This is a genomic window from Kitasatospora gansuensis (assembly GCF_014203705.1).
GTDB lineage: Bacteria > Actinomycetota > Actinomycetes > Streptomycetales > Streptomycetaceae > Kitasatospora > Kitasatospora gansuensis.
In genome coordinates this window covers 63,418-84,633 of sequence record NZ_JACHJR010000001.1, presented here as the reverse complement: position 1 = coordinate 84,633, position 21,216 = coordinate 63,418, and the positions used below count along the sequence as shown (strand labels likewise).

Below are 21,216 nucleotides of genomic sequence, written 5' to 3'. Positions count from 1 at the left end.
GCAGTTCCTGTCGCACCCCGCCGTGGGGGTGGGCGCCTTGGAGTGTGGCTGGGCTGCAGTGTCGTGCTCGGCTGTTGTGGGGCAGTGACGTGCTGCCGTACGTGTACCGGATCACCAAGTACGACCCTGCGGACCGCGACGAGCGGGGTTACTACACGGGGGTGGTGGAGGCGGTCAGCGACCACGGGCCCGTGGAGGCCGCCTATCTCGAGGCGGTTGCGGCCTTCGCCGAGGACACCGGTGTGCGGCACCTGGCCGTCCGCGAGCCTCAGGCCGCGCTCGGCTTCGTGCACTTCGGCTTGGAGCCGGCGCTCGAGGGCGGTGGTCTCGCAGGGCTTTTCCCGTCCGACCTGACCGGTTTCCACGACGGGGCGCAGGTGCCGGTCCCGGTTGGTCTGGAGCTGGTGCGGGCGATGCTGCGCGACAGCGGCGCCTGGTGCCGGCTGGAGGTCGAGGACACCTTCGCTGTGCACGTCGGCTGGGACCAGTACGTGTACGTGGGCAGCAACGTGCCCTGCGAGGCGGCGCTGGCGCGCACCCGCGAGCTGGGCCTCTTCCCCGAACCGCTGGATGCTTCCCCGTACGAGGCGGTATTCGACGAGCCGGGTGAGCAGCGCCCGGCCGACGATGTCTTCTGGGCGCGTGTGCGCTGGTGCGTGGCGACGCGCGAGGCGGCGCTCCTGGAGGAGATGCATGTCGACAACGCCTCCCGCTGGCACCGGCTCGGAGACGGCACGCTAGACGCGGTGCGCGCCCGGCTGGCCCCGCGGGCCCGGTTGGCGCTCTGGCCGGACCTGTCCACCGATGTCGCCGCGGTCCTGGCCGGCCTCCCGGACGAGGGTCTGGTCGAATTCGTGTGGGAGGACCAGGCCGGCCTGATCACCAGCACGGTCGCCGACGAGACCGAGTTCACGGCACTGGCCGCCAAGGTCTCCGGCGCACGTGCCGCTGCCGTCCTGCCGACGGACGTCGATGGGCGTAGTCCCCTGTTCACGGCTGTGCTGCCCGATGCTGACGGCGTCCTGCGCGCCCGGTGGCGCACGGAGCCGACCCCGAGTGACCGGGACTGGGCCTTCCTGAAGACCCTGCGCCGCGGTCAGGCCGTGAACGGTGCCGTCACCGAGATTGCGAGCTTCGGCGTCACGTTCGTCGACATCGGCGGCTTCACCGCGATGATCAACATTCCCGAACTGTCCTGGCGCCCGATCGGTCACCCCCGCGATGTCGTCGCGGTCGGCCAGCAGATCACGACGGAGATCCTCGACGTCGACCTGGTGCGGGAACGGGTATCGCTGTCCGTGAAAGGACTGCAGGAGGACCCGATGCTGCAGATCGTGCAGCAGGTGGGCCGGACCGTCACCGGAGAGGTCACCAAGATCGTGCCGTTCGGCGTTTTCGTCCGCATCGAGGACCGGGCGGACGGCTTCGAGGGGCTGCTGCACAACTCCGAACTCGCGCAGCCACCCGCAGGCCGGCCCGAGGGCACCGTTCGGGTAGGGGACAGGCTCACGGTGATGATCACCGAGGTGGATCCCACACGGCGCCGGATCTCGCTGTCGCACACGCGGTCCTGCAGACCAGGCGTGGAGGAACACCACCACGCCTGACGCGCTGGGAAGATGGCCGCAATGCGGGCCGCGTGTGTGTGGCGTGCGGTTCCCACCGGGACACTGGAGCGGTGATCCACACTGAACCCGCGATTCGCTTCCGCTTCGGGCTGACCCCGCTGGACGAGATGCGGCCGTCGGGTGCCGGGAATCCGGTGCTGCACTGGTTCGGCTTGACCGACGGCTGGTACTGCATCGATCTCGACGGCCACGAGGTGTTGCGTTACTCCGAGAGCACGGTCCGGGAACTCCGGAGTGGCACTGACGGCGGACAGCGGTGCCCGTATGTGGACTACTACGTGGTCCGCCTGTGGGAAGACGTGATCGAGCTCGTGTCGGAGGTGATGGAACCGGTGCCACCGGACCTGGTGGACATCGCGGCCGACAGTTCGCCGGACTGGGCGTGGCAGGACGTACCGGACGAAGCCGACGCCGCACTGGCCTGGCCTGGCACAGCGCGGGCTTCCTCAACACCAGCTATCTGCGGATCGCCCCGCGCGTCCGCTGCTGGCGCACCGTCATCGGTGAGGACGACACCGTGACTCTGACGTGGGAGCACCAGGCAGACCCGGAGGGCGTGATCGAGTTCGCCGGGCCGCAGGCGGGGCGGGTGACCATGCCGACGAGTGAGTTCCTCGCGGCCGTGACCGAATTCGACCGGGCGCTGCTGGCAGCGATGGACGAACGCATCAACGAGTTGGAGAGGTTCGCTCCGGTGCCTGGTGTCCAGCTGGACGTAGCTGAGCTGCGCCGCGAGCACCGGGACCGGGCGACCTGGCTGCAGCGCGCACGGAATCACGAACCAGGTACTGACTGGGACGCGGTGCGGACCGGCTTGCGCACGCTCCTCGCCCCTGGGTAGCTGAGGCCGACGCCAGAGGGCCTTTTAAGCCTTGATTGGTGCCGCCGACCTGGCGGCCTGCTCGATCCTCGCGCAGTAGGCTGCACGGGCTTCCTCGTCGATCTGCTTCTCGTGTTCGGGGCGCAACCCGGTCCGGCCGTCGAGGCTCTCGCGCAGGATATCGGCGTGCCCGGCGTGCCGGTTGGACTCGCCGAGGACATGGACCATGACGGCGAACAGATTCGTGTTGGGACAGGGCTCCGGCCACCACGGCACGTGGCCGGGGGCGTCGAGGGGAAGCTCGTTGATCGTCGCGTCCGAGTGTTCCCGGTCGTGTCCCGTGGAGTGGTGTAGTGGTCGTGCGCCAACGGTCATGCGGTGGGCGGTAGTTCGTCGCGGGCGTGTTCGGCGGGGTAGATCTGGTCCATGCTGCCCTCGGGTAGGTAGCGGCGGGGGAAGGCGATCCATTCGTCGTGCATCTCGAACAGCACGGCGGTGACCAGCCGCAGGAGCGCGTCGTCGTTCGGGAAGACCTGGACGACGTCGGTGCGGCGTTTGATTTCGCGGTTGATCCGCTCCAGCGGGTTGGTGGACTGGATCTTCTTCCAATGTCGCTCCGGGAAGCCGGCGAAGGCGGTGAGGTCGTCCTTGGCCTCCAGCAGCATCGCTTTGACCTTGGGGAACTGCTTGCCGAGCATGTCGGCGACGGTGTCCAGCTGAGCTCGGACCGCGGCTTGGGTGGGTTGGGCGAAGATCGTGCGGATGGTCGCGGCGACCATCTCGGCCGCGTCCTTGGGGATGATCGCGAAGGTGTTGCGCAGGAAGTGGACGCGACATCTCTGGTAGGCGGCTCCGAGCATGACCTTGCGGATCGCCTTGACCAGGCCGCTGTGGTGGTCGCCGATGACGAGGCGGACCCCGGTCAGGCCGCGTTCGCGCAAGTGACGCAGGAACTCGGCCCAGAACACCTCGGTCTCGCTGTCGCCGACCATCACCCCGAGCACCTCGCGGCCGCCGTCCTCGGTGATGCCGGTGGCGACGACCACGGCCCGGGAGACGATCTGGTGGTTCACCCGCGCCTTGCAGTAGGTCGCGTCCAGGTAGATGTAGGGGAAACGGGTGTGGCCGAGCGGCCGGGTGCGGAAGGCGGTGAGCTGTTCGTCCAGGTCAGCGCAGATCCGGGAGACCTCGCTCTTGGAGATGCCGGTGTCCGCTCCGAGGGCTTTGACCAGGTCGTCGACCGAGCGGGTGGACACGCCCAGGACGTAGGCCTCCATGATGACCGCGTAAAGGGCCTGGTCGATGCGGCGCCGGCGCTCCAGCAGGCTGGGGAAGAAACTGCCCGTGCGGACCTTGGGGATGGCCAGCTCCAGATCGCCGGCCTGCGTGGTCAGGGTCTTGTCCCGGTGGCCGTTGCGCCAGGTCGTACGGGCCTCGGTTCGCTCGCCGGGCTCGGCGCCGATCCGGGCGGTGGCCTCGGCCTCGATCAGCTCCTGCAGGATCCGCTGGGCGAGGGTCCTGATCAACTCGATTCCGTCGGCCGAACGCAGTGACTCCATGAGGCGGAGTAGGTCAGACTGGGATAAGGCCATCGCGTACCTCCCTGGGTGAACTCGCCGTTCTACACAGAGAGTTGCGCGATGGCTGCCCCATGACCAGGGGTCACTCCAAGATCCCTGCTACACCACTCCACGGGACGCCATCGTGTTCCCATGTGCGCCGGTAGAACCCGATGATCTGATCGCGGGTCTCGTCCTCGGTCGCCCACAGATCGCTGCCGTCGGAGTCCTGCCACCGGGGCAGTGGTTCCGGGGAAGGGCGGCCGAAGACCTCGCCGAAGTACCTGGCCTCGACGCTGGCCACGTGTTTGACCAGGCCGAGGAGGTTGGTACCGGTCGCCGTCAAAGGTCGGCGGGCGTCGTATTCGGACAAGCCGTCGAGTTTCCAGAGCAGTGCCTTGCGGTCCCGCCGCAGTCTCCCGTGCAGGTTGTCTTTCGCGAATTCATCGATCATGCGGCATGAGCCTGCCATAGGCTGCTCGTGGTCTCAAGATCCCGTACGTGGTCCGCAACGACCGGCAGAGCCAAGGCCTGGCCATGGGCGCCGCCCTGACCTGTTACAAGAAGCTCGCGAAACTTGCCACGTGAGACAACCTCCAAATTCACCGCGCGCACCTCTGAACTGGCAAAGCGTCGAACTCCTGCCGGAGTACTTAAAGGTTGTCCCGTAACTGGTCTTCGACAGCACGGGAGTGGCTGGCCGGGTTCCCTTTGGGGAGACGGTGACCTCGGTTCACCCCTGCGACCGCACGACACGACAGCGGGTAGCCGCCCTCCTCCTGACCACCTGCGGACCCCCTGACCTGCGGAGATGAGCAGAGCCCCTGCTATTGTGCGCCAATGTCAACGATCAAGCAGTTCCAGGTGGCCTTCGACTGCGCGGAGCCTGTGCGCCTCGCCGCCTTCTGGTGCGAGGTGCTGGGGTACGTCATGCCGGCGGTCCCGGAGGGCTTCGCCACGTGGGAGGAGTGCTACCGCTCGCTGCCACCCGAGGATGCGATCTACTTCGCGTGCACTGATCCCGCAGGTGTGGCTCCGCGCCTGCTCTTCCAGCGAGTTCCCGAAGGCAAGGTCGTCAAGAACCGGGTGCATCTCGATGTGCGGGCCGGCGTCGGGCTCGTGGGTGACGAGCGCCTGGCCACACTCGAGGCCGAATGCGCGCGGCTGATGGTGCTCGGCGCGAAGCACGTGCTGACGCAGCGCGCCGATGGCGTCAACGAGTCGTGCATCACGATGCAGGACATCGAGGGCAACGAGTTCTGCCTCGCCTGATTTCTCCTCCGAGACTGCGAGGTGGGGAGCCCTCTCCCGGGAACCTTTCAGGTCCCGCATGCGGCGGGAGTCATCCCGTGAGAGCGAGGTTGTGTAGGCGGGCGACGCCGTGCATCGCGTGGCGTACACCGTCGCCTCTCACTCCGAAGAGCGGCGCGAGTTGGCGCAGAGTCAAGTTGGTGTGCCAGTAAGCGGCCACCAGTAGCACCCGGTCTTCCAGGGACAGCTTCCACGGTCGGCCACGGCCCGGCGCGTCTCCGCCCTCGCGGCGCAACTGCCTCATCGACTTGCCGAAGGCGCGCGGGCCCAGACCGGCGAACGGGGCTATCAAGGACGGCTCAGACGCCGTGATCACACCAGCCACGGCCGTGATCATCCCACGGCAAGATCACTTACGGGACGGCCCCTAGGGCGCGTATCGAGTCCTGATCAATGAGCGCTTCGGGTGAGGTCCTTGATCCAGATCATCGAGGCCCGCAAGTGGAGGCCGGCGAGGTAGCTCTCCGGGGTCTTGTCATACCGGGTGGCGATGCTCCGCCAGGCCTTCAGCTTGTTGATCAGCCGCTCGACGGTGTTGCGCTCCTTGTACAGGTCGGCGTCATGGCTGACGGGCCGGCCGCCGCCAGAGCCCTTCTTATTCCGGTTGGCGGCCTGGTCCGCTTTCTCTGGAATGACCGCCTTGATACCACGTTTCCGCAGGTGAGCGCGGTTGCCGCGAGACGAGTAGGCCCTGTCTCCGGTAACGGCGCCGGGCCGGGTGCGGGGGCGGCCGACCGGACCACGGACCCGGATCTTCCTCAGCACGGGGATGAACTCCGGGCTATCCGCGGCCTGTCCGACGGTCAGGATAGAGGCCAGCGGCCGGCACTTGCGGTCGGCGGCGAGGTGGACCTCGCTGGTCTGCCCGCCCCTGGAGCGTCCAAGTAGGGCGGCCTTCAGTCGGAGCTTTCGGCGGCGCCGGACGCGTCGTCGCGCTTCCCGGTCGGGATCCGCTTCGGCGTCCCGTCCGTTTTGTTCCTCGAGGCCGCCCCCTTTGACCTGGCCTTCCCCTCCTCAGCAGCGGCCTTCTCCAGGGCGGTGAGCACGTCCTCGCCCAGGTGCATCCCGGCAGCGTCGTGGTGAGCGCGCGCCGTGGTGGAATCGATGCTCACCAACGACAGGTCCACCTCGCCCCGCCTCGCGGCTTCCGCGATCAGTCCCTCCAGCAGGGCCTCGAAGACGCCGGCGTCCCGCCACTGCCGGAAGCGGTTGGAGACGGTCGACCAGGCGCCGAACTCCCGCGGCATCTCCCGCCACTGCCCACCCGTCTTGAACCGCCAGATCACGCCCTCGAACTGCTGCCGCAGCCGCTCGGGGTACGGGCCGTACTCGCCGATCGGCAGGTAGGGCCCGATGAACTCCCACTCCACGTCCGTCAGTTGCACTCGCGTCACGCAAGGCGATCTACCGGATCAGGCCTCGAAGCGAGGGCAAATCCCAAAGATTGCTCAGGACTCGATACGCGCCCCAGAGCTCGTAACGCGATCTTGTATGTGATGGCTGGTCAGCCGTGACCGGTGTGATGATTCGGCCGTTCGTGATGGTGTGGCTGTTGAACCGTGGCTCGTAGACGATGACTTGTGGGCGGTGATCGAGCCGCTGCTGCCCGCGTGGCCGGAGCGGTCGCCGGACCCGCGTCCGGTGGGTGACCGGGCCGCTCTGCAGGGAATCCTGTTCGTGCTGTACACCGGAATCCCTTGGCAGCAACTGCCGTTGAGGCTCGGGTTCGGCTCCGGGCAGACCTGCTGGCGGCGGCTGAAGCGGTGGACCGAGGCCGGCGTGTTCGACCGGGTGCGCCGGATACTCCTCGCGGAGCTGAACGCTGCTGGGCGGATCGACTGGACACGGGCCTGCGTGGATGGCTCCCACATTCGCGCGAAAAGGTGCCCCTATGGTTTTCGTCAAGCTGCGGTGGCGGCCGGAGGTTCGTAGAAGGTGCCGTCTCTGAGCGTGGCGAAGAGCACGTTGATGCGGCGTCTGGCCAGGCAGACGAGGGCGGCGACGTGGTGCTTGCCCTGCCGTCGCTTCTTGTCGTAGTAGGCGCGTGACTCGGGCTGGGACAGTGACGCGAACGCGGCCAGGTAGAAGGCCCGGTTGAGCTGTTTGTTGCCCCGGCGGGCTGGATGTTCAAGCTGCTGGCGTCGCCGACGTCAATGAGGATGCGGGCTCCGGTCCTGACCCCGATGCCGGGCATGGAGGTCAGGACCTGGGAAAGAGGGTGGTCCTCCAGCAGTTCCTCGATGCGGGAAGCGAGGAGCTTGCGCTGGTCGAGCACGGAGGCGAGCGAGCCGGCGAGGCTGGGAACGATTAGCGCGGCGGCGTCGGTGCCGGGCACGACGACGTTCTGCTCGTCGAGAGCGTCGAAGATCTCCTCGACCAGGCGCTCGGCCAGTCGAGGGGCCTTGGGTCGCACCAGGGTCACAAGTCGCCGACGGCCTGCCTTCCTCAACTGGGCTGGCGAGCCGTGCCGTTCGAGCAGTGTCAGGACGGCGAGATGGTCGAGTCTGGGGCTCAGGACCCGCTCCAGCGAGGGGTGAATCTGGGTGAGCAGGCCACGAAGGCGGTTCTTGATCCTGGTGGACTCGGAGGCCAGGTCGTCATCGAACCCGACGATCATCTCCAGCTCGGCACGGTCTCGTCGGACGGAGCCAGGTCTCGCAGGGTGTGTGGCATCGTGCGGGCGGCGTCTGCAATGATCGCCGCGTCTCGGGCGTCGGTCTTGGCCTCGCCGGGGTGGAGGTCGGCGATCGGTCGCATCGTCAGGCCGGGCAGGTAGGCGACGCGGCAGCCGGTGTCGCGGGCCACCGCCAGCGGCAGGGCTCCGATCGAGGCGGGCTGGTCGACCACCACCAGCACGGTGCCATACCTGGCCCGGAGCTTGGTGAACACCTCGCGCAGCTTCGGTTCGGTGTTGGGCAGCCGCTTGTCGAAGACACGCTTGCCCGCCGGGGTCAGGGCGGTGGCGTGGTGCTCGCCCTTGCCGACGTCCAGGCCCAGGTAGACGTCGACGTCATCCGTGTCGATCACGCGCACTCTCCATGTCGTGCCCTCCCGGCCTCACCTGCGGCATCAGCGTGCCGGTATCCACGTTACGAAGAGCCTGCGTCACCCGGGACGGGATCGGCGCTCGTGCCCCTAGTCAGCGGTCTGCCAATGCCTCCGGTGCCCGGTGACACCACCTTTTCGATCATGATCGACCGGGGGCGCAAGCCATGCCGGGTCCGGAGGCCGGGAGCTCCATTGCGGAGCCGCGAAAAAGGTAACGGGGGGCGCTGGGGTCGGCCCGTCCCCGGTCGACCGCCGCAAGTCGGGCAGCAAGCACCACTTGATCTGCGATGGCAATGGCAACCCGCTCAAGGTGATCACCACCGCCGCCAACGTCAACGACATCACCCAGACCCTTGCCCTGGTCGACGGCGTGCCACCCGTTGCCGGCCGACCGGGTAGGCCCCGTCGACGCCCGCCGACACCGCATCGCAGGCCCTGGACTGCCGGGGCATCAGCCGCATCGGGGGCGCGAGGAACTGCGCGAGGCGGAAGGTGCGGCGCCGTCACTTCCGGTTTCGTGCAGTTCCCCGCGCCTCTGTGGTTACCCCGCTGCCCACCTACTGGCGACCTGGTCCGCTGCGGGGAGCCAGTCACGTTCCGGGCGGTACTCCAGCCAGCGGCGGCGGCCGCCCACCTCGGCGAAGCGGCGCAGGAGTTCGGTGACCCCCGGTTCCTGCCGGTTCCGGCACCACACCAGTGACCAGGCGTAGAGCGGGGTGGGCTCGACCAGGGGCACGGCAGCCAGGCGGGAGCCTGCAGGGAGCGGCAGTTCGGCGGGCAGCAGGGTGAAGGCGTTCGGCGTGGTCCGGACCCGCCCCAGGAAGTGCTCGGGGCCCAAGTTGGCCTCGCCGGGCAGCATCGGGACGCCGAAGTGCTCGGCGAACCGCTGGAGGAAGTCGAGCCGTTCGGCCGTGGCGGGGAGGAGCAGCCGCAGGCCCGCCAGTTCGGCCGGTCGCAGAGCGTCGGCCCGGGCGAGCGGGTGGTCGGCGGCGAGTACCGCGTCCACCGGCTCCAGGCGGACCAGCCGGTGGGCGAGCGGCTCGTCCTGACCGTGCGAGGAGAGAGCGTCCGGGGAGCGGTGGAAACGCCCGAACCCAGCGTCGCTCTCCCCACGAAGCAGCGCGCCGGCCACCCCGGGCAGATCCCGGCCCGGGCCGACCTCCACGTGCAGCGGCGGCGGCAGGTCGAGGACCTCCCGGACGGTGCGCAGCGGGGCGAACAGGTGCCCCCAGACGTCGAGTCGTACGGGCCGTGGAGACTCCCGCAGGGCCGCCACTGCGGCGTCCCCGGCGGTCAGCAGCGCGCGGGCCGGAGCCAGGAACCGGGCGCCGGCCTCGGTGAGTTCTACGGTTCTGCCGCCGCGCTCGAACAGCCGGGTGCCGAGTGCCTCCTCCAGCCGGGAGATCCGTTTGGAGAGTGCTTGCTGAGTGAGCGTCAGCTGCTCGGCCGCCCTCCGGAAGTGCAGCGTCCCGGCGGTCGCCACGAAGGCGCGCACCTGGGCGAGATCGAGATCCAGATCGGCAGTCACGACAGTCATCCTGGCCGACAACCATCGGTTGTCAAAGCCCTCGTCCGGTTGTTGGACCGGCCTCCGGCCTGCCCGGTTAGCTGAACACCAGCCGGGCGGCACCGGCCGAAGCACAGCGTGAGACGAGGAACGATGAAGGCATTCGTGGCCACCGGCCAGCCCGACGAGCCGGTACTCCGGACCGAGGTGCCGGAGCCGCAACCGGGGCCCGGTGAGGTGCTGGTGAAGGTGGACGCGTACTCGGTGAACCGGGGCGAGACCTTCCAGCTGGAGCAGCCGGAGGCTGGTTGGCGGCCCGGGAAGGATGTGGCGGGGCTGGTGGTCCAGGCCGCGGCGAACGGCTCCGGTCCTGCTGTCGGCGAGCGGGTGGTGGCACACCCGGCGTCGGCCGGCTGGGCGGAGTATGTGGCGGTGTCGAGCGGTTCGCTGGCGCGGCTGCCGGGCGAGGTCTCCGCCGTCCGGGCGGCGGCGCTGCCGCTGGCCGGGTTGACGGCGCTCCGGCTGCTCCGGGCCGCAGGCTGTGTCGCCGGCCGGCGCGTGCTGCTCACGGGGGCTTCCGGCGGTGTCGGGCACTACTTCGTCGAACTCGCCGCCGCGGCGGGCGCGTCGGTGACGGCCGTCAGTGGCTCGGCGGAGCGCGGTGCCCGGCTGGCCCAGCTCGGTGCGGCTGCCGTGATCCGGGAGGTCGCCGCGGCGGAGGGCCCCTTCGACCTGGTGCTGGAGTCGACCGGTGGGGCGGGCCTGCCCGCAGCCCTCTCCCGGCTCGCGCCGCGTGGCGAACTGATCTGGTTCGGCCAGGCCAGCCGCGAGCCCGCGCTGCTGAACTTCTTCGACTTCTTCGCGGGCCCGGTCTCGGCGACCGTCCGGCACTTCAGCTACGCCGACCACGACGCCCCGGACGCGGCCGACCTGGAGACCCTGGTCCGGCTGGTGACCGAGCAGCGGCTGCACCCCGAGATCGGCGTGGTCGAGGACTGGAGCCGTACCGCCGACATCCTGGCCGATCTGCGCGACCGCAAGGTCCGCGGCAACGCCGTTCTGACCCTCTCCTGAACCCACACCGAATTCCGATCCGAAGGAGCATCAGATGACCGACTCCCGTACCGCCGTGGTCCGCTACGTCACCGCCGTCGCCGAGGGTGACCTGGACGCCGTGGTGGCCGCCTTCGCCCCCGACGCCACCTGGGAGTACCCGGGCGACCTCCCGATCAGCCGCACCTGGCAGGGCCGGGACGCCATCGTCGACGACTTCCTCGGCGGGGTGGGCAGCCTCTTCGCTCCGGACGGCGCCCCGGTGGTCGCCCTGACCAGCGTGATCGCGGAAGGAGATCAGGTGGTCGCCGAGTGGACGGCCAAGGGCACGGGGGCCAACGGCCGCACGTACGACAACGTCTGCCTGGGCATCTTCACAGTGCGGGACGGCCTGATCATCTCGGTTCGCGAGTACACCGACACGCAGTACGTCGAGCGGTCGCTCTTCGCGACGGAGTAACGACCGCAGGGGCAGGCCGGGGCGCCTGCTGGAGGGTTGCCCGGTCGCGTACTGGCGGGGCCTCTTAGCTTGCGACCTCGCGCATGGTTAGCGGTGGCTCGTGGGCGGTTGGCTCGTTGGGCTTGTCGTGGTGGGGACTGCAGCGCGGCAGATGATCGTTTCGGAGCGTCGGATCACGGGCTTGTCGCCGGTGGTGATCGCTGAGCTGGTGGCCGAGTTGGGGCCGGTGTGGCAGGCACGGCGGGACGCCGAGCTGCTTGACCGTCCGCGTCGGCGCGCGGTGGGGGCGGGTGCGAAGTACAGGCTGGTGTTCGTCGGCAGGCTGCTGGCTACCCTGGTCCAACTGCGGCACGGTGTCACGCACGATGTGCCGGCCTGCTGGTTCGGCGTGAACCGCTCCACCAGTACTCGCGCGGTCGGGGAGATCCGGCCTCTGCTCGCCGATCGGGGTTGCCGTATCGCGCCGGGCCTGCGTCTTCGCACTCTCGCCGATGTGATCGCCCACCTGGGGACCACGGGGCAGACCGGCATCATCGACGCGACCGAGATCCGCGTGCGCCGCCTGGCCGCCCACTGCGGCGGCCGCAGCCGGTTCGTCTCCGGCAAGAGCTGGCTGAACGCCATGAAGGCCCTGGTCGTCACCGATGAACGCGGCCGGGTGCTGAAGTGCGGGCCGGGTCCGTCGCGGACATCACGCAGGCGCGCGACGCCGGCCTGGTCGACCTGCTCGCCGACACGATTCACCTGGAGATCCTCGCGGACGCCGGCTGTCAGGGCCTGGGAGCTCAGACCTGCGGCCAGGTCGTCACCCCGCCCCGTAAACGCCGTGGCAAGTACATCGAGCAGGTCCGGTGGCTGATGGCTCATCACGAGCAGGCCCGCTTCGAGCAGTCCTCGCGTCGCATGCCCGTCGAGCACGGAATCGCCCACCTGATGAACTGTTGTCGATCATCACAGGAGCCTATGAATGCCCCAGCGGCTTGGCCGGCGGTCTTCCATCCCAACGCGGGGCGGTCGGTGACCAGACCCAGCCGATCCAGGAGGCGCCGGGAAACGGACGTTGGCCGAGTGCGTCACCGCGAGCAACGGTTGCGCCGGGGCCACTGAGCGGGCCCAGCGGAGGACTTCACCAACGGCCTTGGCCGCCAGTCCGCGGCCGCCGAAGGCCGGGAACTCTGCCCTCGCCGATCGGTGTCGTCCGCTTCAGCGCGGGGTCGACCCATACACGCTGCTCCATGGGCATCAGCCATACACCGCGCTGCTCGTCGCCGAGCTTCTCCCACAACTCCCCGCAGGTCCGCCCGGTGCGCGCCTCCTCCCAGTGCGGGTCCGATTCGAACGGGGCTTGAGGTCAGTCAGGAATCGCACGGAAGGGCTCTGGCCGGGCGGATGGCACACCTCGGGTGCGGGGCGCTCTTGGGCTGCCCCGCACCCGACCGCCACAGGCCCCACAAGCTCGGTTGAACGCGTTCAAATTATCCGTCATGATGCTGCCACAAGGCCCAGGAGCACTCCGGGCCGGGCGCCGCCGTGCTCCCGCACGCCCGGCGCCGGACGAGAGGGGGACACGTGTCCGACACGTGGAACAGGCGTCTCGCGGCCGCCGCGGTCGCGCTGATGTGGTGGTACGAGGGCTTCTGGTGCAAGGTCTTCCCGGGCAGGGCGGATCAGCGCGCCATCGTCGAGGGCGTTCCGCTGCTGCCCGCCGGCGCGGTCACCCCGCTGCTGGTCGCCATCGGCCTCGCCGAGGTCGCGCTCGGCGTCTGGGTGCTCACCCGGCGCCGCCCGTACGCTGCGGCCGCGGTGCAGACCGCCCTGGTCGCGGGCTTCAACACGGGCGGGCTGCTGTTCGGTGCCGAGCACATCCCCGAGCCCGGGCGACTGGTCGTGCAGGACGTCGCCTTCCTTGCCCTGATCTGGCTGTTCGCCGGCCGGAGCGCCGAAGCCCGCCCGGCGCCGGCCGCTGCCCGCGAGGCGGTGGCGACCGCATGAGGCTCCTGCGCACCGTCGACACGCGCGCCACCAACCCAGGGGACGCCGCGATCCGCACCGGCACCCCCCGTACCGGCACCCCCTGGAGCGCAGGCAGCCTGCTCGCCGGGCCGACCGGGCAGCCCCGCCTCCTGTTCGGGCGGATGTACGAGGACCCGGCCGTGGAGCTCGCCGCCTTCCCGTCCGGGGCCCGGGTGCTGTGCATCGCCTCCGCCGGCGACACCGCCGCCGCCCTCGCCGCAGCCGGCCACGAGGTCACCGCACTCGACCTCAACCCCGCCCAGCTCGCCTACGCCCGTGCCCGGCTGGAGGGCGGCGCACCCGCCCTGACCGGGACGGCCGAGCGCCTCACGGCGGCAGGCCGCCGCACCGCGGGCACTCTGCTGCCCGCCTGGCGGCCGGACGCTCTGGAACGCTTCCTGCGCCTGGACGACCCCGCCGAGCAGCGCCGCCACTGGGACTCCGTGCTCAACGGGCCCGGGCTGCGTCTGCTCGCCGGCGCCGGGCTGCGCCCCGCCGGGGCCCTCGCCGCCGCGCTGCGCCCGGGCTTCCGCTGCGTCGTCCCGCGCAGCTTCGACACCGTGCTGCTGCACCGGATCGCGCGGACGGTGTCCCGCCACCCCAACGCCGCGAACGATTGGGCCTGGCGGCTGCTGCTCGGCCGCGAGCGCCCCGGCGCCGCCACGGTGCTGGACACCGGCGGCAACGCCGTCCGGCTGGTGTTCGGTGAGGTCGTGGAACATCTGGAGCGCTCCGCGGCGGACTCGTACGACGCGGTGACGCTCTCCAACGTCCTGGACGGGCCCGGGCCGGCCTTCGCCCGCCGGCTGCGCGCCGCGGTGGAGCATGCGGTGCGGCCCGGCGGCACCGCGGTGCTGCGCAGCCTCCGCGAGCCCGGTCCGGCCGGGCCGGGGCAGGCCGCCGAAGACCGCTCGATGATCTGGGGCAGCGTGCGGGTGGTCCGCATCGGGACGGCCGGCGGGAGCACCCGATGAGGCACCTGCTGCAGCGCCACCCCTTCCCCATGCGGACCCGCTTCGCCCACTCCCTGGTGCTGACCTACGCGCTGCCGCCGGACCTGCTCCGGCCGCTGCTGCCGCCGGGACTGGCCCTCGACACGTACACCGACCCGGCGGGCACCGAGCACGCCTTCGTGGCGGCCGCCCTGGTGGACACCCGGGACCTGCGGCCGGCCCTCCTGCCGGCCGGGCGCGGCATCGACCGCATGCTCACCGGGTACCGGATCTTCACCAGCTTCCCCACCCCGGGCGGGCGGACCATGCGCGGGCTGAAGATCCTGCGCAGCGACACCGACAGCCGGGTGATGGCGCTCGGCGGTAATGTGTTCTCCCGCTACCACTACCGGCTCGCCCGGATCGGCAGCCGGGTGGTCGGTGACACCCTCGAGTTCAAGGTCGTCAGCCGGGACGGCCGCGCCGACCTGCACGTCCGCGCGGACCTGGCCGGGACGCCGGCCGCGCTCCCCGCGGGCAGCCCGTTCGCCACGGCGCGGGACGCCCGGAGGTTCGCCGGCCCGCTGCCCTACACCTTCGAGTACGAGCCGCAGACCCGGTCGATGATCGTCGTCAAGGCCGTCCGGACCCGGTGGGAGCCCACCCCCGTCGCGGTGGAGCTGGTGCAGCGGCCGACCTTCTTCGAGCACGGCCCGTTCGCCGGCGCCGAGCCGGTGCTCGCCAACGCCTTCCACGTCTCCGGCCTCGAGTACGGCTGGGAGTCCGGGCAGCGGCGCGGAGCGAACGGGGCGCAGCTGTGAGGCGGGCCGAAGCGCCGGGCACGGTGCAGCGTCCGCCGCGGCCTTCGGGTGTGCGGGATGTCTTCCGCTACAACTGGCCGCTGTACGCGGCGGGTTGCCTGGCCGCCGGGACGGGGTGGGTGGTCGCCCGGTGCCTTCCGGGCCCGGCCGCGGTCGCGGCACGGGCGGGTGCTTCGGCCGCCGTAGCCCTGCTGGTGAGCAGCACCGCCGCGAGCTGGTGGGTCTACGACCGCTCCGGCCTGCACTCCTTCGACTGGCTGGACGACCTGCTGCCCGGCGGCCCCGGCGCCCACGTCGTGGTCTCCGCCGGGCTGGACGAGGCGAGCCGTCCGCTGGCGGCCCGCCGGCTGGACGCGGCCCAGCGCGTGGTGGACCTGTACGACCCGGTGCTGATGACCGAGGGTTCGATCCGGCGGGCGCGGCGGCGGGTGCCGCCGGTCGCGGGCACGGTGGCGGGGCTGCCGGACCGGCTGCCGGTGGCGTCCGGGTCCGCGGACACGGTCTTCGCGGTGTTCGCCGCGCACGAGCTGCGGCGGGCCGCCGACCGGGAGGCGCTCTTCGCGGAGTGCGTCCGGGTGCTGCGGCCGGGTGGCCGGCTGGTCCTGGTGGAGCACCTGCGGGACGTGGCAAACACGGCGGTGTACGGCCCCGGTGCCTGGCACTTCCTCCCGCGGCGGGAGTGGCTGCGGCTGGCGGCCGGTGCCGGTCTGCGGACCGTCGGCGAGTTGCGGATCGGCGGCCTGGTGACGGCGTTCGCCCTCGCCCGCGGGGAGGTGGCGGACGGTGGGTGAACTTCTCGGCTTGGAAGGCCAGTTGCGGCTGGCCGGTCTCGCCCTGGTCGCCATGGGTGCGGGGCACCTGGTGCTGCCGCGGCTGATCGGCTGGCCGACGGACCTGGCCGGCACCAGCCTGCTGACCCGCCAGGTCGCCGGTGCGCACCTGTTCTTCATAGGGCTGACCTGCGTACTGCTCGGCCTGTTGCCGCTGTTCCTTGCGCCCGAGCTGCTGGCCGGCGGGCGGCTCGGCACGGCGCTGCTCGCCGGGCAGACGCTGTTCTGGGGTATCCGGTGGCTGTTCGAGTTCGCGGTGTTCTCGCCGAAGCTGTGGCGGGGCGACCGGCTGCGCACCGCCGCGCACATCGGGCTGTCGGTGCTGTGGACGTGGGTCACGGCGGTGTTCGCGACGGCACTGGTGTCGGTGCTCGCCGGATGAGACTCCCGGCCACGGCACCGGGTGGCACGGGGGCGGTGCGCGGGTCGTTCAGGACGCGGGTACGGCGGCCTCCGTGCGGTCGGTCACCGACACGACGCCGTCGACGGAGCGGCAGAGCCGCACCACGGGACGCCCAGGGGTCCCGGTGTGGCTTGTGTTCCGTTGCCGCTGATGTGGCTCACAAGGATTGGCCGTCGGGGCCCCGCGACGACTCGCTGCTGATTGGGATGCGCGAACCGAATCGCTCGTACGGACGTGACAGCGAGGCCGTCTGCTGGGACTGCACAGAAGCACGACGAGGAGGGTTCGGCGCCCAAGCTGTGGGCGAGGACGGATGCGGGCAAGGTCGAGCACCACTGCACGGCGATCGACACCGACGGTACGGTGCTGCTGTCCGCCGGGTGCCGAACAACGACACCGGGCTGCTGGAACTGCCTCCCACTCCGCATCAGTCAGTTACACGCGCGTCACGCGACATGGTCTACCGGATCAGGCCTCGGAGCGAGGGCAAACCCCAAGGATTGATCAGGACTCGATACGCGCCCTAGTCCGCGACCTCGATCGGGTGCGGAAGCGGCTCCCATTCAGCCAGCCAGTCGGTGGCTGTCCCGCCGGTCAGCGCGAGGTGGAACCAGTCACTGAAGCAGAGGTCGGAGTCGTACCAGTCCGCCCAACCCCGGCGGAATGCGGAGACGGTCCAGGATCCGTTCTCGTGCGGGACGAGGAAGAGCTGGTCGCCTTCGATCGTGTTCCCCCAGAGCAGGGCCCCGCCGAGACGCATCGGGTCGCCGATCACCGAGAGGCTAGCCGAGGGGCGCGACAAGAGCTGCGAGCGACTCCGGTGCCACGGGCAGCGAGGGTGCAGGCCCACAGTCGAGTTCGCCGGGCCGACCGGTGGACTTCGTCGGTGTCCTCGGCGGTCGTCGGGCGGGGGGTTCGGGGCGGACGCATGCTGGAAGGGATCTTGCCGGTCGCCGTGTGGGAGAAGAGAGGTCTGCTGATGGGTTTCCGGTCTGCGGGTTCGGAACGCTCTACGCCGAAGCGCACCCGAACGAGCGCGACCTGGGTCGGGGTGGCGCTGTTCGCGTTGGTTCTGCTGGTGCTGCTGATCTTCATTCTGGAGAACACCCAGCAGGTGGACGTGGCGTTCTTCGGTGTGCACAGCCACCTGCCGCTCGGGGTCGCCCTGCTGCTGGCCGCCGTCTGCGGGATCCTGCTGGTGGCGATCCCCGGCACCGCCCGGATCCTGCAGTTGCGGCGAGTGGCGCGGAAGAGCGCGGCCGCCCCGGCCCCGGCCCCACCGTCGGTCGACGACACCCTGGCCCCCAGGGAGCCGGGGCGCGACCCGGAGTGAACGAGCGGCCGAGGAGCAGAGGAGAGTGCCATGGCCACCGAGAGATTCGCCCTGGTCTTCCCCGGCGATCCGGGATCGCCCGGTGACCAGGACGTCGTGGTCGTCGAGCCCACCGGCCAGACGGGGCCCGGCGGGCACCCGGTGTACGCGGACGCGTCGGGGATCGTCCGTGCCGAGATCAGCGATCGTGGCGAGGTACGGATGATCGCCAGCGGCGGCCAACAGGTGCCGCGCACCCCGGTGATGGCGAAGCCGCTGCCCTGACCGGTGAGCCGGGGCCGAGGTTCAGTCGGCCGACCGGAGGTGGGTGCGCTGTCCGTCGTGGTCGAAGATGCCGAGGATGTCGGCCGGGCCGCCCTCGGCGCCGATGGCATGGGGAACCATGGTGGAGAACTCGGCCGCCTGTCCGGCCTCGACCACGATCCGCCGGTCGCCGAGCAGCAGTACGACGGTGCCGGACAGCACGGTGAACCACTCCTGGCCCGGGTGGGCCTTCAGCGCGCCGGCCGTGGTCGGCGCGGGGCGGGTGATCCGCATCCTGGCCACGGTGACACCGGGATCGCGGCTGAACCGCCACTGGGTGAGCCCCCGGGTCGCGTCGTGGTGCGGTTGGATCACCACGTCGCGGTCGTCCGGGGCCTCCACCAGCTGGTCGAGGGTGGTGCCCAACGCCCGGGCGATCGAGGCCAGTTGGTCCAGGCTGATCCGGCGGTGGCCGGTCTCGATGCGGCTGAGCGTGGAGGGGCTGAGGAAGCAGCGCTCGGCCAGCTGGTCCAGTGACAGGCCCATCGCGACCCGCAGTCCCCTGATCCGTTTGCGTACCAAGGCGTCGAGAGCACCGTCTTCTTGCGTCATACGCAAGATGCTATGCGATCCGGGCAAGCTCTCGTAGGGTCGGCGACATGGCCCACCACCACTCCCACCAGCACCATGCCGGTCCGCCCGAGCCCGACGAGGCCGGCCTGGCCGCCGTACTCGACCTCGACGCCGAAGTCCTGCACGCCCACCTCGCGGAGCTGACCGCTTGGCTGAAGGACCTCACCGGCGACGCACCCGTCCGGCGGATCCTCGACCTCGGCAGCGGGACGGGGACCGGCACCTTCGCCCTGCTGTCCCGGTTCGCGGACGCCGAGGTGGTCGCCGTCGACCAGTCCCCGTACCTGCTGCGCCGCCTGCTCGGCCAGGCGCACGAGCGCGGCCTCGCCCAGCGGGTCCGTACCGCCGAGGCGGACCTGGACGCCGGCTGGCCCGACCTCGACCCGGCGGATCTGGTGTGGGCGGCGGCGTCGCTGCACCACCTGGCCGACCCCGGCCGGGCGCTGCGGGAGGCGTACGCCGCGCTGCGGCCCGGCGGTCTGCTGGCCGTGGTCGAGCTCGACGGCTTCCCGCGGTTCCTACCCGATGATCCAGTACCTGGCCTGGAGGAACGCCTCCGGGCCGAGCTGTCGCAGCGCCACGCGGAGCAGGTCCCGCACCTGGGCTCCGACTGGGGACCTCGCCTGACGGGAGCCGGGTTCACCATCGAGGCCGAGCGGGTGTTCGGCATCGAGCTGCGTCACCCGCTGCCCGAGCCCACCGGACGCTACGCCCAGGCCGTCCTGGACCGGATGCGGGGCGCGGTCGGCGACCGGCTGGGTGCGGACGACCGGGCCGCGCTCGACGTCCTGATCGACAGCGACGGACCCGAGGGCCTGCTGCGCCGCACCGACCTCGTCGTCCGGGCCGAACGGAGCGTCTGGGTGGCCCGGCGTCCGGTGCACCCGGCCGGGTGACGGTACGTCACGGTGGCCCGACGTCCGCGTGGCCGGGAGGCAGGGGGAAGCGGCGTGTGCGAACGTGGGGTCAGCTGTCCCGAGAGGAGTGGTCATGTCGTCGAAGCGGCGTCGGAAGAAGAAGGCTCGTGCCAAGCGCGGGGCGAACCACGGTCGTCGTCCCCAGTGCTGAGTAAGTGCTGAGTAGCAGTCGGCCCCCGCCGCGGGTAGTGCCCGCGACCGGGGGCCGACTGCTGCGCCATCAGGGCGCGACAATCGGATGGCAATCGTCCGACAACCCGCGACGGCCATGCTGGTCCCCGTAACACCGGGGACGAGGAGGACAGCATGCCGGAGAGCAGCGGACCAGGCAGCCACGCGGTCGTGGCCGGGGCGGGTATCGGGGGGTTGCTGGCGGCCCGGGTGCTGTCGGAGACGTACGAGCTGGTCACCCTGGTGGACCGGGACACGCTGCCGCAGGCGGGTGTGCCGCGGCGGGGGGTGCCGCAGAGCCACCACGCGCACGGGGTGCTGTCGCGCGGGTTCGAGGTGATGGAGGAACTGTTCCCGGGGCTGGGGGCGGACCTGGTCGCGCAGGGCGCGCTGGTGCGGGACGCGCAGGCGGACGTGCGGTGGTTCAACGACGGGCACGAGCTGAGCGTGGGGGATTCGGCGCTGCCCTGTCTGATGGTCAGTCGGCCCGCGCTGGAGACCTACGTACGGTCCCGGGTGGCCGCGCTGCCCGGGGTGGAGATCCAGGACCGGTGCGAGGTGCTGGAGCCGGTGGCGGACGCGGCCGGTACCCGGATCACCGGCGTCCGGCTGCTGCGGGTCAACGCCGAGCCGCAGACGGTGCCCGCCGATCTGTTCGTGGACTCCACCGGGCGCAGCAACCGGGGTGTGGCCTGGCTGCGCGGTCTTGGCTACGAGCCGCCGGAGGAGGAGCGGGTCGACTCCAAGGTGGTGTACGTGACGCGCGAGTACCGGCGGCGACCGGGGGAGGCGTCGGCCGACGCGTACGTGGTGGGCGCCTCGGCGTCGGCGCCGCGCGGTGGGGTCGCGCTGAGCGCGGAGGGCGACCGCTGGCTGGTGACGCTGTTCGGGATGAACGGTGACGACCCGGCGGTGGATCCGGAGGGCTTCCACCGGTTCGCCGAGCGGCTGCCGGTGCCCGACCTGCACCGCCTGCTGGAGCGGCTGGAGCCGCTGACGGAGCCTCGGGCGATGCGGATCCCGGTGTCGGTCCGCCGGCACTACGAGCGGATCGACCGGATGCCGGCGGGCTACCTCGTCTTCGGCGACGCGTTCTGCCAGTTCAACCCCTCGTACGGCCAGGGGATGACGGCCGCCGCGCTGCAGGCGGTCGCGCTGCGGGAGTGCCTGGCCCGGGGGAGCGGGGCGGCGGAGGTCCGGGAGTACTTCCGCCGGGCGGCGCGGGCGGTCGGCGTGCCGTGGGACATGTCCGTCGGCGGTGACCTGCGGTTCCCGTTCGTCGAAGGCCAACGGACGCTGCGGGTCAAGCTGCTCAACCGGTACGTGGCCCGCCTGCACCGGGCGTCGGCGGGGGACGCGGAGGTGGCCCGGGCGTTCCTGGCGGTGGCCAACCTCAAGTCGCCGCCGCAGCAGCTGTTCGCGCCGAAGGTGCTGGCCAAGGTCCTGCGGGGCCGCCCGGCCGGAGCCGGGCCGCGGTCGGCGACCGCCTCGTCGGCCTCGCTTCCGGCCGGGGGCTGAGCCGCTCCGGGCCCCT

22 protein-coding genes and 6 pseudogenes are annotated in these 21,216 nt (G+C 70.9%); 19 read left to right on the top strand and 9 right to left on the bottom strand.

What is annotated here, in order from left to right; translation table 11 throughout:
* Positions 1 to 89: 89 nt before the first annotated feature.
* The 3 genes from F4556_RS00455 (at position 90) to F4556_RS37745 (ending at position 2,469) form a co-directional block, all read left to right on the top strand.
* Positions 90 to 1,607 (top strand): S1 RNA-binding domain-containing protein, encoded by a 1,518-nt coding sequence (locus F4556_RS00455; protein WP_184910589.1) that lies wholly within the window; start codon positions 90 to 92, stop codon positions 1,605 to 1,607.
* A gap of 71 nt (positions 1,608 to 1,678) precedes the next feature.
* Positions 1,679 to 2,149, top strand: a complete 471-nt coding sequence (locus tag F4556_RS37750; protein WP_184910587.1) for a DUF5984 family protein — start codon at positions 1,679 to 1,681, stop codon at positions 2,147 to 2,149.
* Positions 2,050 to 2,469, top strand: a complete 420-nt coding sequence (locus F4556_RS37745) for a DUF5984 family protein (RefSeq protein ID WP_313069150.1) — start codon at positions 2,050 to 2,052, stop codon at positions 2,467 to 2,469. Before F4556_RS37750 ends, F4556_RS37745 begins: the two co-directional genes overlap by 100 nt.
* 24 nt (positions 2,470 to 2,493) lie before the next feature.
* On the opposite strand, the gene F4556_RS00440 is transcribed toward F4556_RS37745, so the two are convergent.
* From F4556_RS00440 to F4556_RS00430, 3 genes and pseudogenes are all read right to left on the bottom strand, one after another.
* Positions 2,494 to 2,916 carry a mycothiol transferase gene (locus tag F4556_RS00440; RefSeq protein WP_376775635.1) on the bottom strand — a complete coding sequence of 141 codons (423 nt, stop codon included), beginning with the start codon at positions 2,914 to 2,916 and terminating at the stop codon, positions 2,494 to 2,496.
* A complete protein-coding gene (locus F4556_RS00435; RefSeq protein ID WP_184910583.1) occupies positions 2,820 to 4,040 on the bottom strand; it encodes an IS256 family transposase in 1,221 nt (406 codons plus the stop codon). Before F4556_RS00435 ends, F4556_RS00440 begins: the two co-directional genes overlap by 97 nt.
* A 112-nt stretch (positions 4,041 to 4,152) precedes the next feature.
* A pseudogene (locus F4556_RS00430) lies at positions 4,153 to 4,461 on the bottom strand (mycothiol transferase); the annotation flags it as partial.
* A gap of 386 nt (positions 4,462 to 4,847) precedes the next feature.
* Here F4556_RS00430 and F4556_RS00425 point away from each other — a divergent pair.
* Positions 4,848 to 5,279 (top strand): VOC family protein, encoded by a 432-nt coding sequence (locus tag F4556_RS00425; RefSeq protein WP_184910581.1) that lies wholly within the window; start codon positions 4,848 to 4,850, stop codon positions 5,277 to 5,279.
* A gap of 139 nt (positions 5,280 to 5,418) precedes the next feature.
* Here the strand turns inward: F4556_RS00425 and F4556_RS00420 are convergent.
* Positions 5,419 to 5,643 (bottom strand): annotated as a pseudogene (locus F4556_RS00420) (helix-turn-helix domain-containing protein); the annotation flags it as partial.
* Positions 5,644 to 5,708: 65 nt separating this feature from the next.
* Positions 5,709 to 6,712, bottom strand: a pseudogene (locus F4556_RS00415) (IS5 family transposase).
* 151 nt (positions 6,713 to 6,863) lie between these two features.
* On the opposite strand from F4556_RS00415, the pseudogene F4556_RS00410 reads away from it, so the two are divergent.
* Positions 6,864 to 7,196 (top strand): annotated as a pseudogene (locus F4556_RS00410) (transposase); the annotation flags it as partial.
* 23 nt (positions 7,197 to 7,219) lie between these two features.
* Here F4556_RS00410 and F4556_RS00405 read toward each other — a convergent pair.
* A pseudogene (locus F4556_RS00405) lies at positions 7,220 to 8,345 on the bottom strand (IS110 family RNA-guided transposase).
* A 280-nt stretch (positions 8,346 to 8,625) separates the two neighbouring features.
* Between F4556_RS00405 and F4556_RS39670 the strand changes: the two are divergent.
* A pseudogene (locus tag F4556_RS39670) lies at positions 8,626 to 8,736 on the top strand (transposase); the annotation flags it as partial.
* Positions 8,737 to 8,907: 171 nt separating this feature from the next.
* On the opposite strand, the gene F4556_RS00400 reads toward F4556_RS39670, so the two are convergent.
* Positions 8,908 to 9,903: a LysR family transcriptional regulator gene (locus F4556_RS00400; protein ID WP_184910577.1), complete on the bottom strand. Its 996-nt coding sequence runs from the start codon at positions 9,901 to 9,903 to the stop codon at positions 8,908 to 8,910.
* Between the two features lie 123 nt (positions 9,904 to 10,026).
* On the opposite strand from F4556_RS00400, the gene F4556_RS00395 reads away from it, so the two are divergent.
* From F4556_RS00395 to F4556_RS00360, 8 genes are all read left to right on the top strand, one after another.
* On the top strand, positions 10,027 to 10,947 hold the full coding sequence (locus F4556_RS00395; protein ID WP_184910575.1) for a zinc-binding dehydrogenase: 921 nt from the start codon (positions 10,027 to 10,029) through the stop codon (positions 10,945 to 10,947).
* Between the two features lie 34 nt (positions 10,948 to 10,981).
* Entirely contained in the window at positions 10,982 to 11,386 is a 405-nt protein-coding gene (locus F4556_RS00390) for a nuclear transport factor 2 family protein (RefSeq protein ID WP_184910573.1), read from the top strand.
* Positions 11,387 to 11,537: 151 nt separating this feature from the next.
* Positions 11,538 to 12,245: a helix-turn-helix domain-containing protein gene (locus F4556_RS00385; RefSeq protein WP_184910571.1), complete on the top strand. Its 708-nt coding sequence runs from the start codon at positions 11,538 to 11,540 to the stop codon at positions 12,243 to 12,245.
* A 710-nt stretch (positions 12,246 to 12,955) separates the two neighbouring features.
* Positions 12,956 to 13,378 (top strand): DoxX-like family protein, encoded by a 423-nt coding sequence (locus tag F4556_RS00380; protein WP_221503496.1) that lies wholly within the window; start codon positions 12,956 to 12,958, stop codon positions 13,376 to 13,378.
* The gene (locus F4556_RS00375; protein WP_184910569.1) at positions 13,375 to 14,373 is read left to right on the top strand and encodes a DUF3419 family protein; all 999 of its coding nucleotides are present in this window, start codon (positions 13,375 to 13,377) and stop codon (positions 14,371 to 14,373) included. The genes F4556_RS00380 and F4556_RS00375 overlap by 4 nt, the downstream gene beginning before the upstream one ends.
* On the top strand, positions 14,370 to 15,152 hold the full coding sequence (locus tag F4556_RS00370) for a DUF2071 domain-containing protein (RefSeq protein ID WP_221503495.1): 783 nt from the start codon (positions 14,370 to 14,372) through the stop codon (positions 15,150 to 15,152). Before F4556_RS00375 ends, F4556_RS00370 begins: the two co-directional genes overlap by 4 nt.
* Positions 15,153 to 15,202: 50 nt before the next feature.
* Positions 15,203 to 15,943 carry a class I SAM-dependent methyltransferase gene (locus tag F4556_RS39305; RefSeq protein ID WP_221503494.1) on the top strand — a complete coding sequence of 247 codons (741 nt, stop codon included), beginning with the start codon at positions 15,203 to 15,205 and terminating at the stop codon, positions 15,941 to 15,943.
* Complete coding sequence (locus F4556_RS00360) at positions 15,936 to 16,364, top strand: hypothetical protein (protein WP_184910567.1); 429 nt, start codon at positions 15,936 to 15,938, stop codon at positions 16,362 to 16,364. The genes F4556_RS39305 and F4556_RS00360 overlap by 8 nt, the downstream gene beginning before the upstream one ends.
* 544 nt (positions 16,365 to 16,908) lie before the next feature.
* On the opposite strand, the gene F4556_RS00355 is transcribed toward F4556_RS00360, so the two are convergent.
* Positions 16,909 to 17,160, bottom strand: coding sequence for a hypothetical protein (locus F4556_RS00355; protein WP_184910565.1), 252 nt, complete (start codon positions 17,158 to 17,160; stop codon positions 16,909 to 16,911).
* A gap of 204 nt (positions 17,161 to 17,364) precedes the next feature.
* Here F4556_RS00355 and F4556_RS00350 point away from each other — a divergent pair, with 204 nt between their 5' ends.
* Both F4556_RS00350 and F4556_RS00345 read left to right on the top strand, forming a co-directional pair.
* Positions 17,365 to 17,718, top strand: a complete 354-nt coding sequence (locus tag F4556_RS00350; protein WP_184910563.1) for a LapA family protein — start codon at positions 17,365 to 17,367, stop codon at positions 17,716 to 17,718.
* Positions 17,719 to 17,748: 30 nt separating this feature from the next.
* On the top strand, positions 17,749 to 17,982 hold the full coding sequence (locus tag F4556_RS00345; RefSeq protein ID WP_184910561.1) for a DUF6296 family protein: 234 nt from the start codon (positions 17,749 to 17,751) through the stop codon (positions 17,980 to 17,982).
* 21 nt (positions 17,983 to 18,003) lie between these two features.
* Here F4556_RS00345 and F4556_RS00340 read toward each other — a convergent pair whose 3' ends face one another.
* A complete protein-coding gene (locus tag F4556_RS00340) occupies positions 18,004 to 18,573 on the bottom strand; it encodes a helix-turn-helix domain-containing protein (protein ID WP_184910559.1) in 570 nt (189 codons plus the stop codon).
* A 47-nt stretch (positions 18,574 to 18,620) separates the two neighbouring features.
* Here F4556_RS00340 and F4556_RS00335 point away from each other — a divergent pair, with 47 nt between their 5' ends.
* From F4556_RS00335 to F4556_RS00330, 3 genes are all read left to right on the top strand, one after another.
* Positions 18,621 to 19,490: a class I SAM-dependent methyltransferase gene (locus F4556_RS00335; RefSeq protein WP_184910557.1), complete on the top strand. Its 870-nt coding sequence runs from the start codon at positions 18,621 to 18,623 to the stop codon at positions 19,488 to 19,490.
* A 94-nt stretch (positions 19,491 to 19,584) separates the two neighbouring features.
* On the top strand, positions 19,585 to 19,662 hold the full coding sequence (locus F4556_RS39885; RefSeq protein ID WP_465606175.1) for a 50S ribosomal protein bL37: 78 nt from the start codon (positions 19,585 to 19,587) through the stop codon (positions 19,660 to 19,662).
* 155 nt (positions 19,663 to 19,817) lie between these two features.
* Positions 19,818 to 21,200 carry an FAD-dependent oxidoreductase gene (locus F4556_RS00330; RefSeq protein ID WP_184910555.1) on the top strand — a complete coding sequence of 461 codons (1,383 nt, stop codon included), beginning with the start codon at positions 19,818 to 19,820 and terminating at the stop codon, positions 21,198 to 21,200.
* Positions 21,201 to 21,216: the final 16 nt, after the last annotated feature.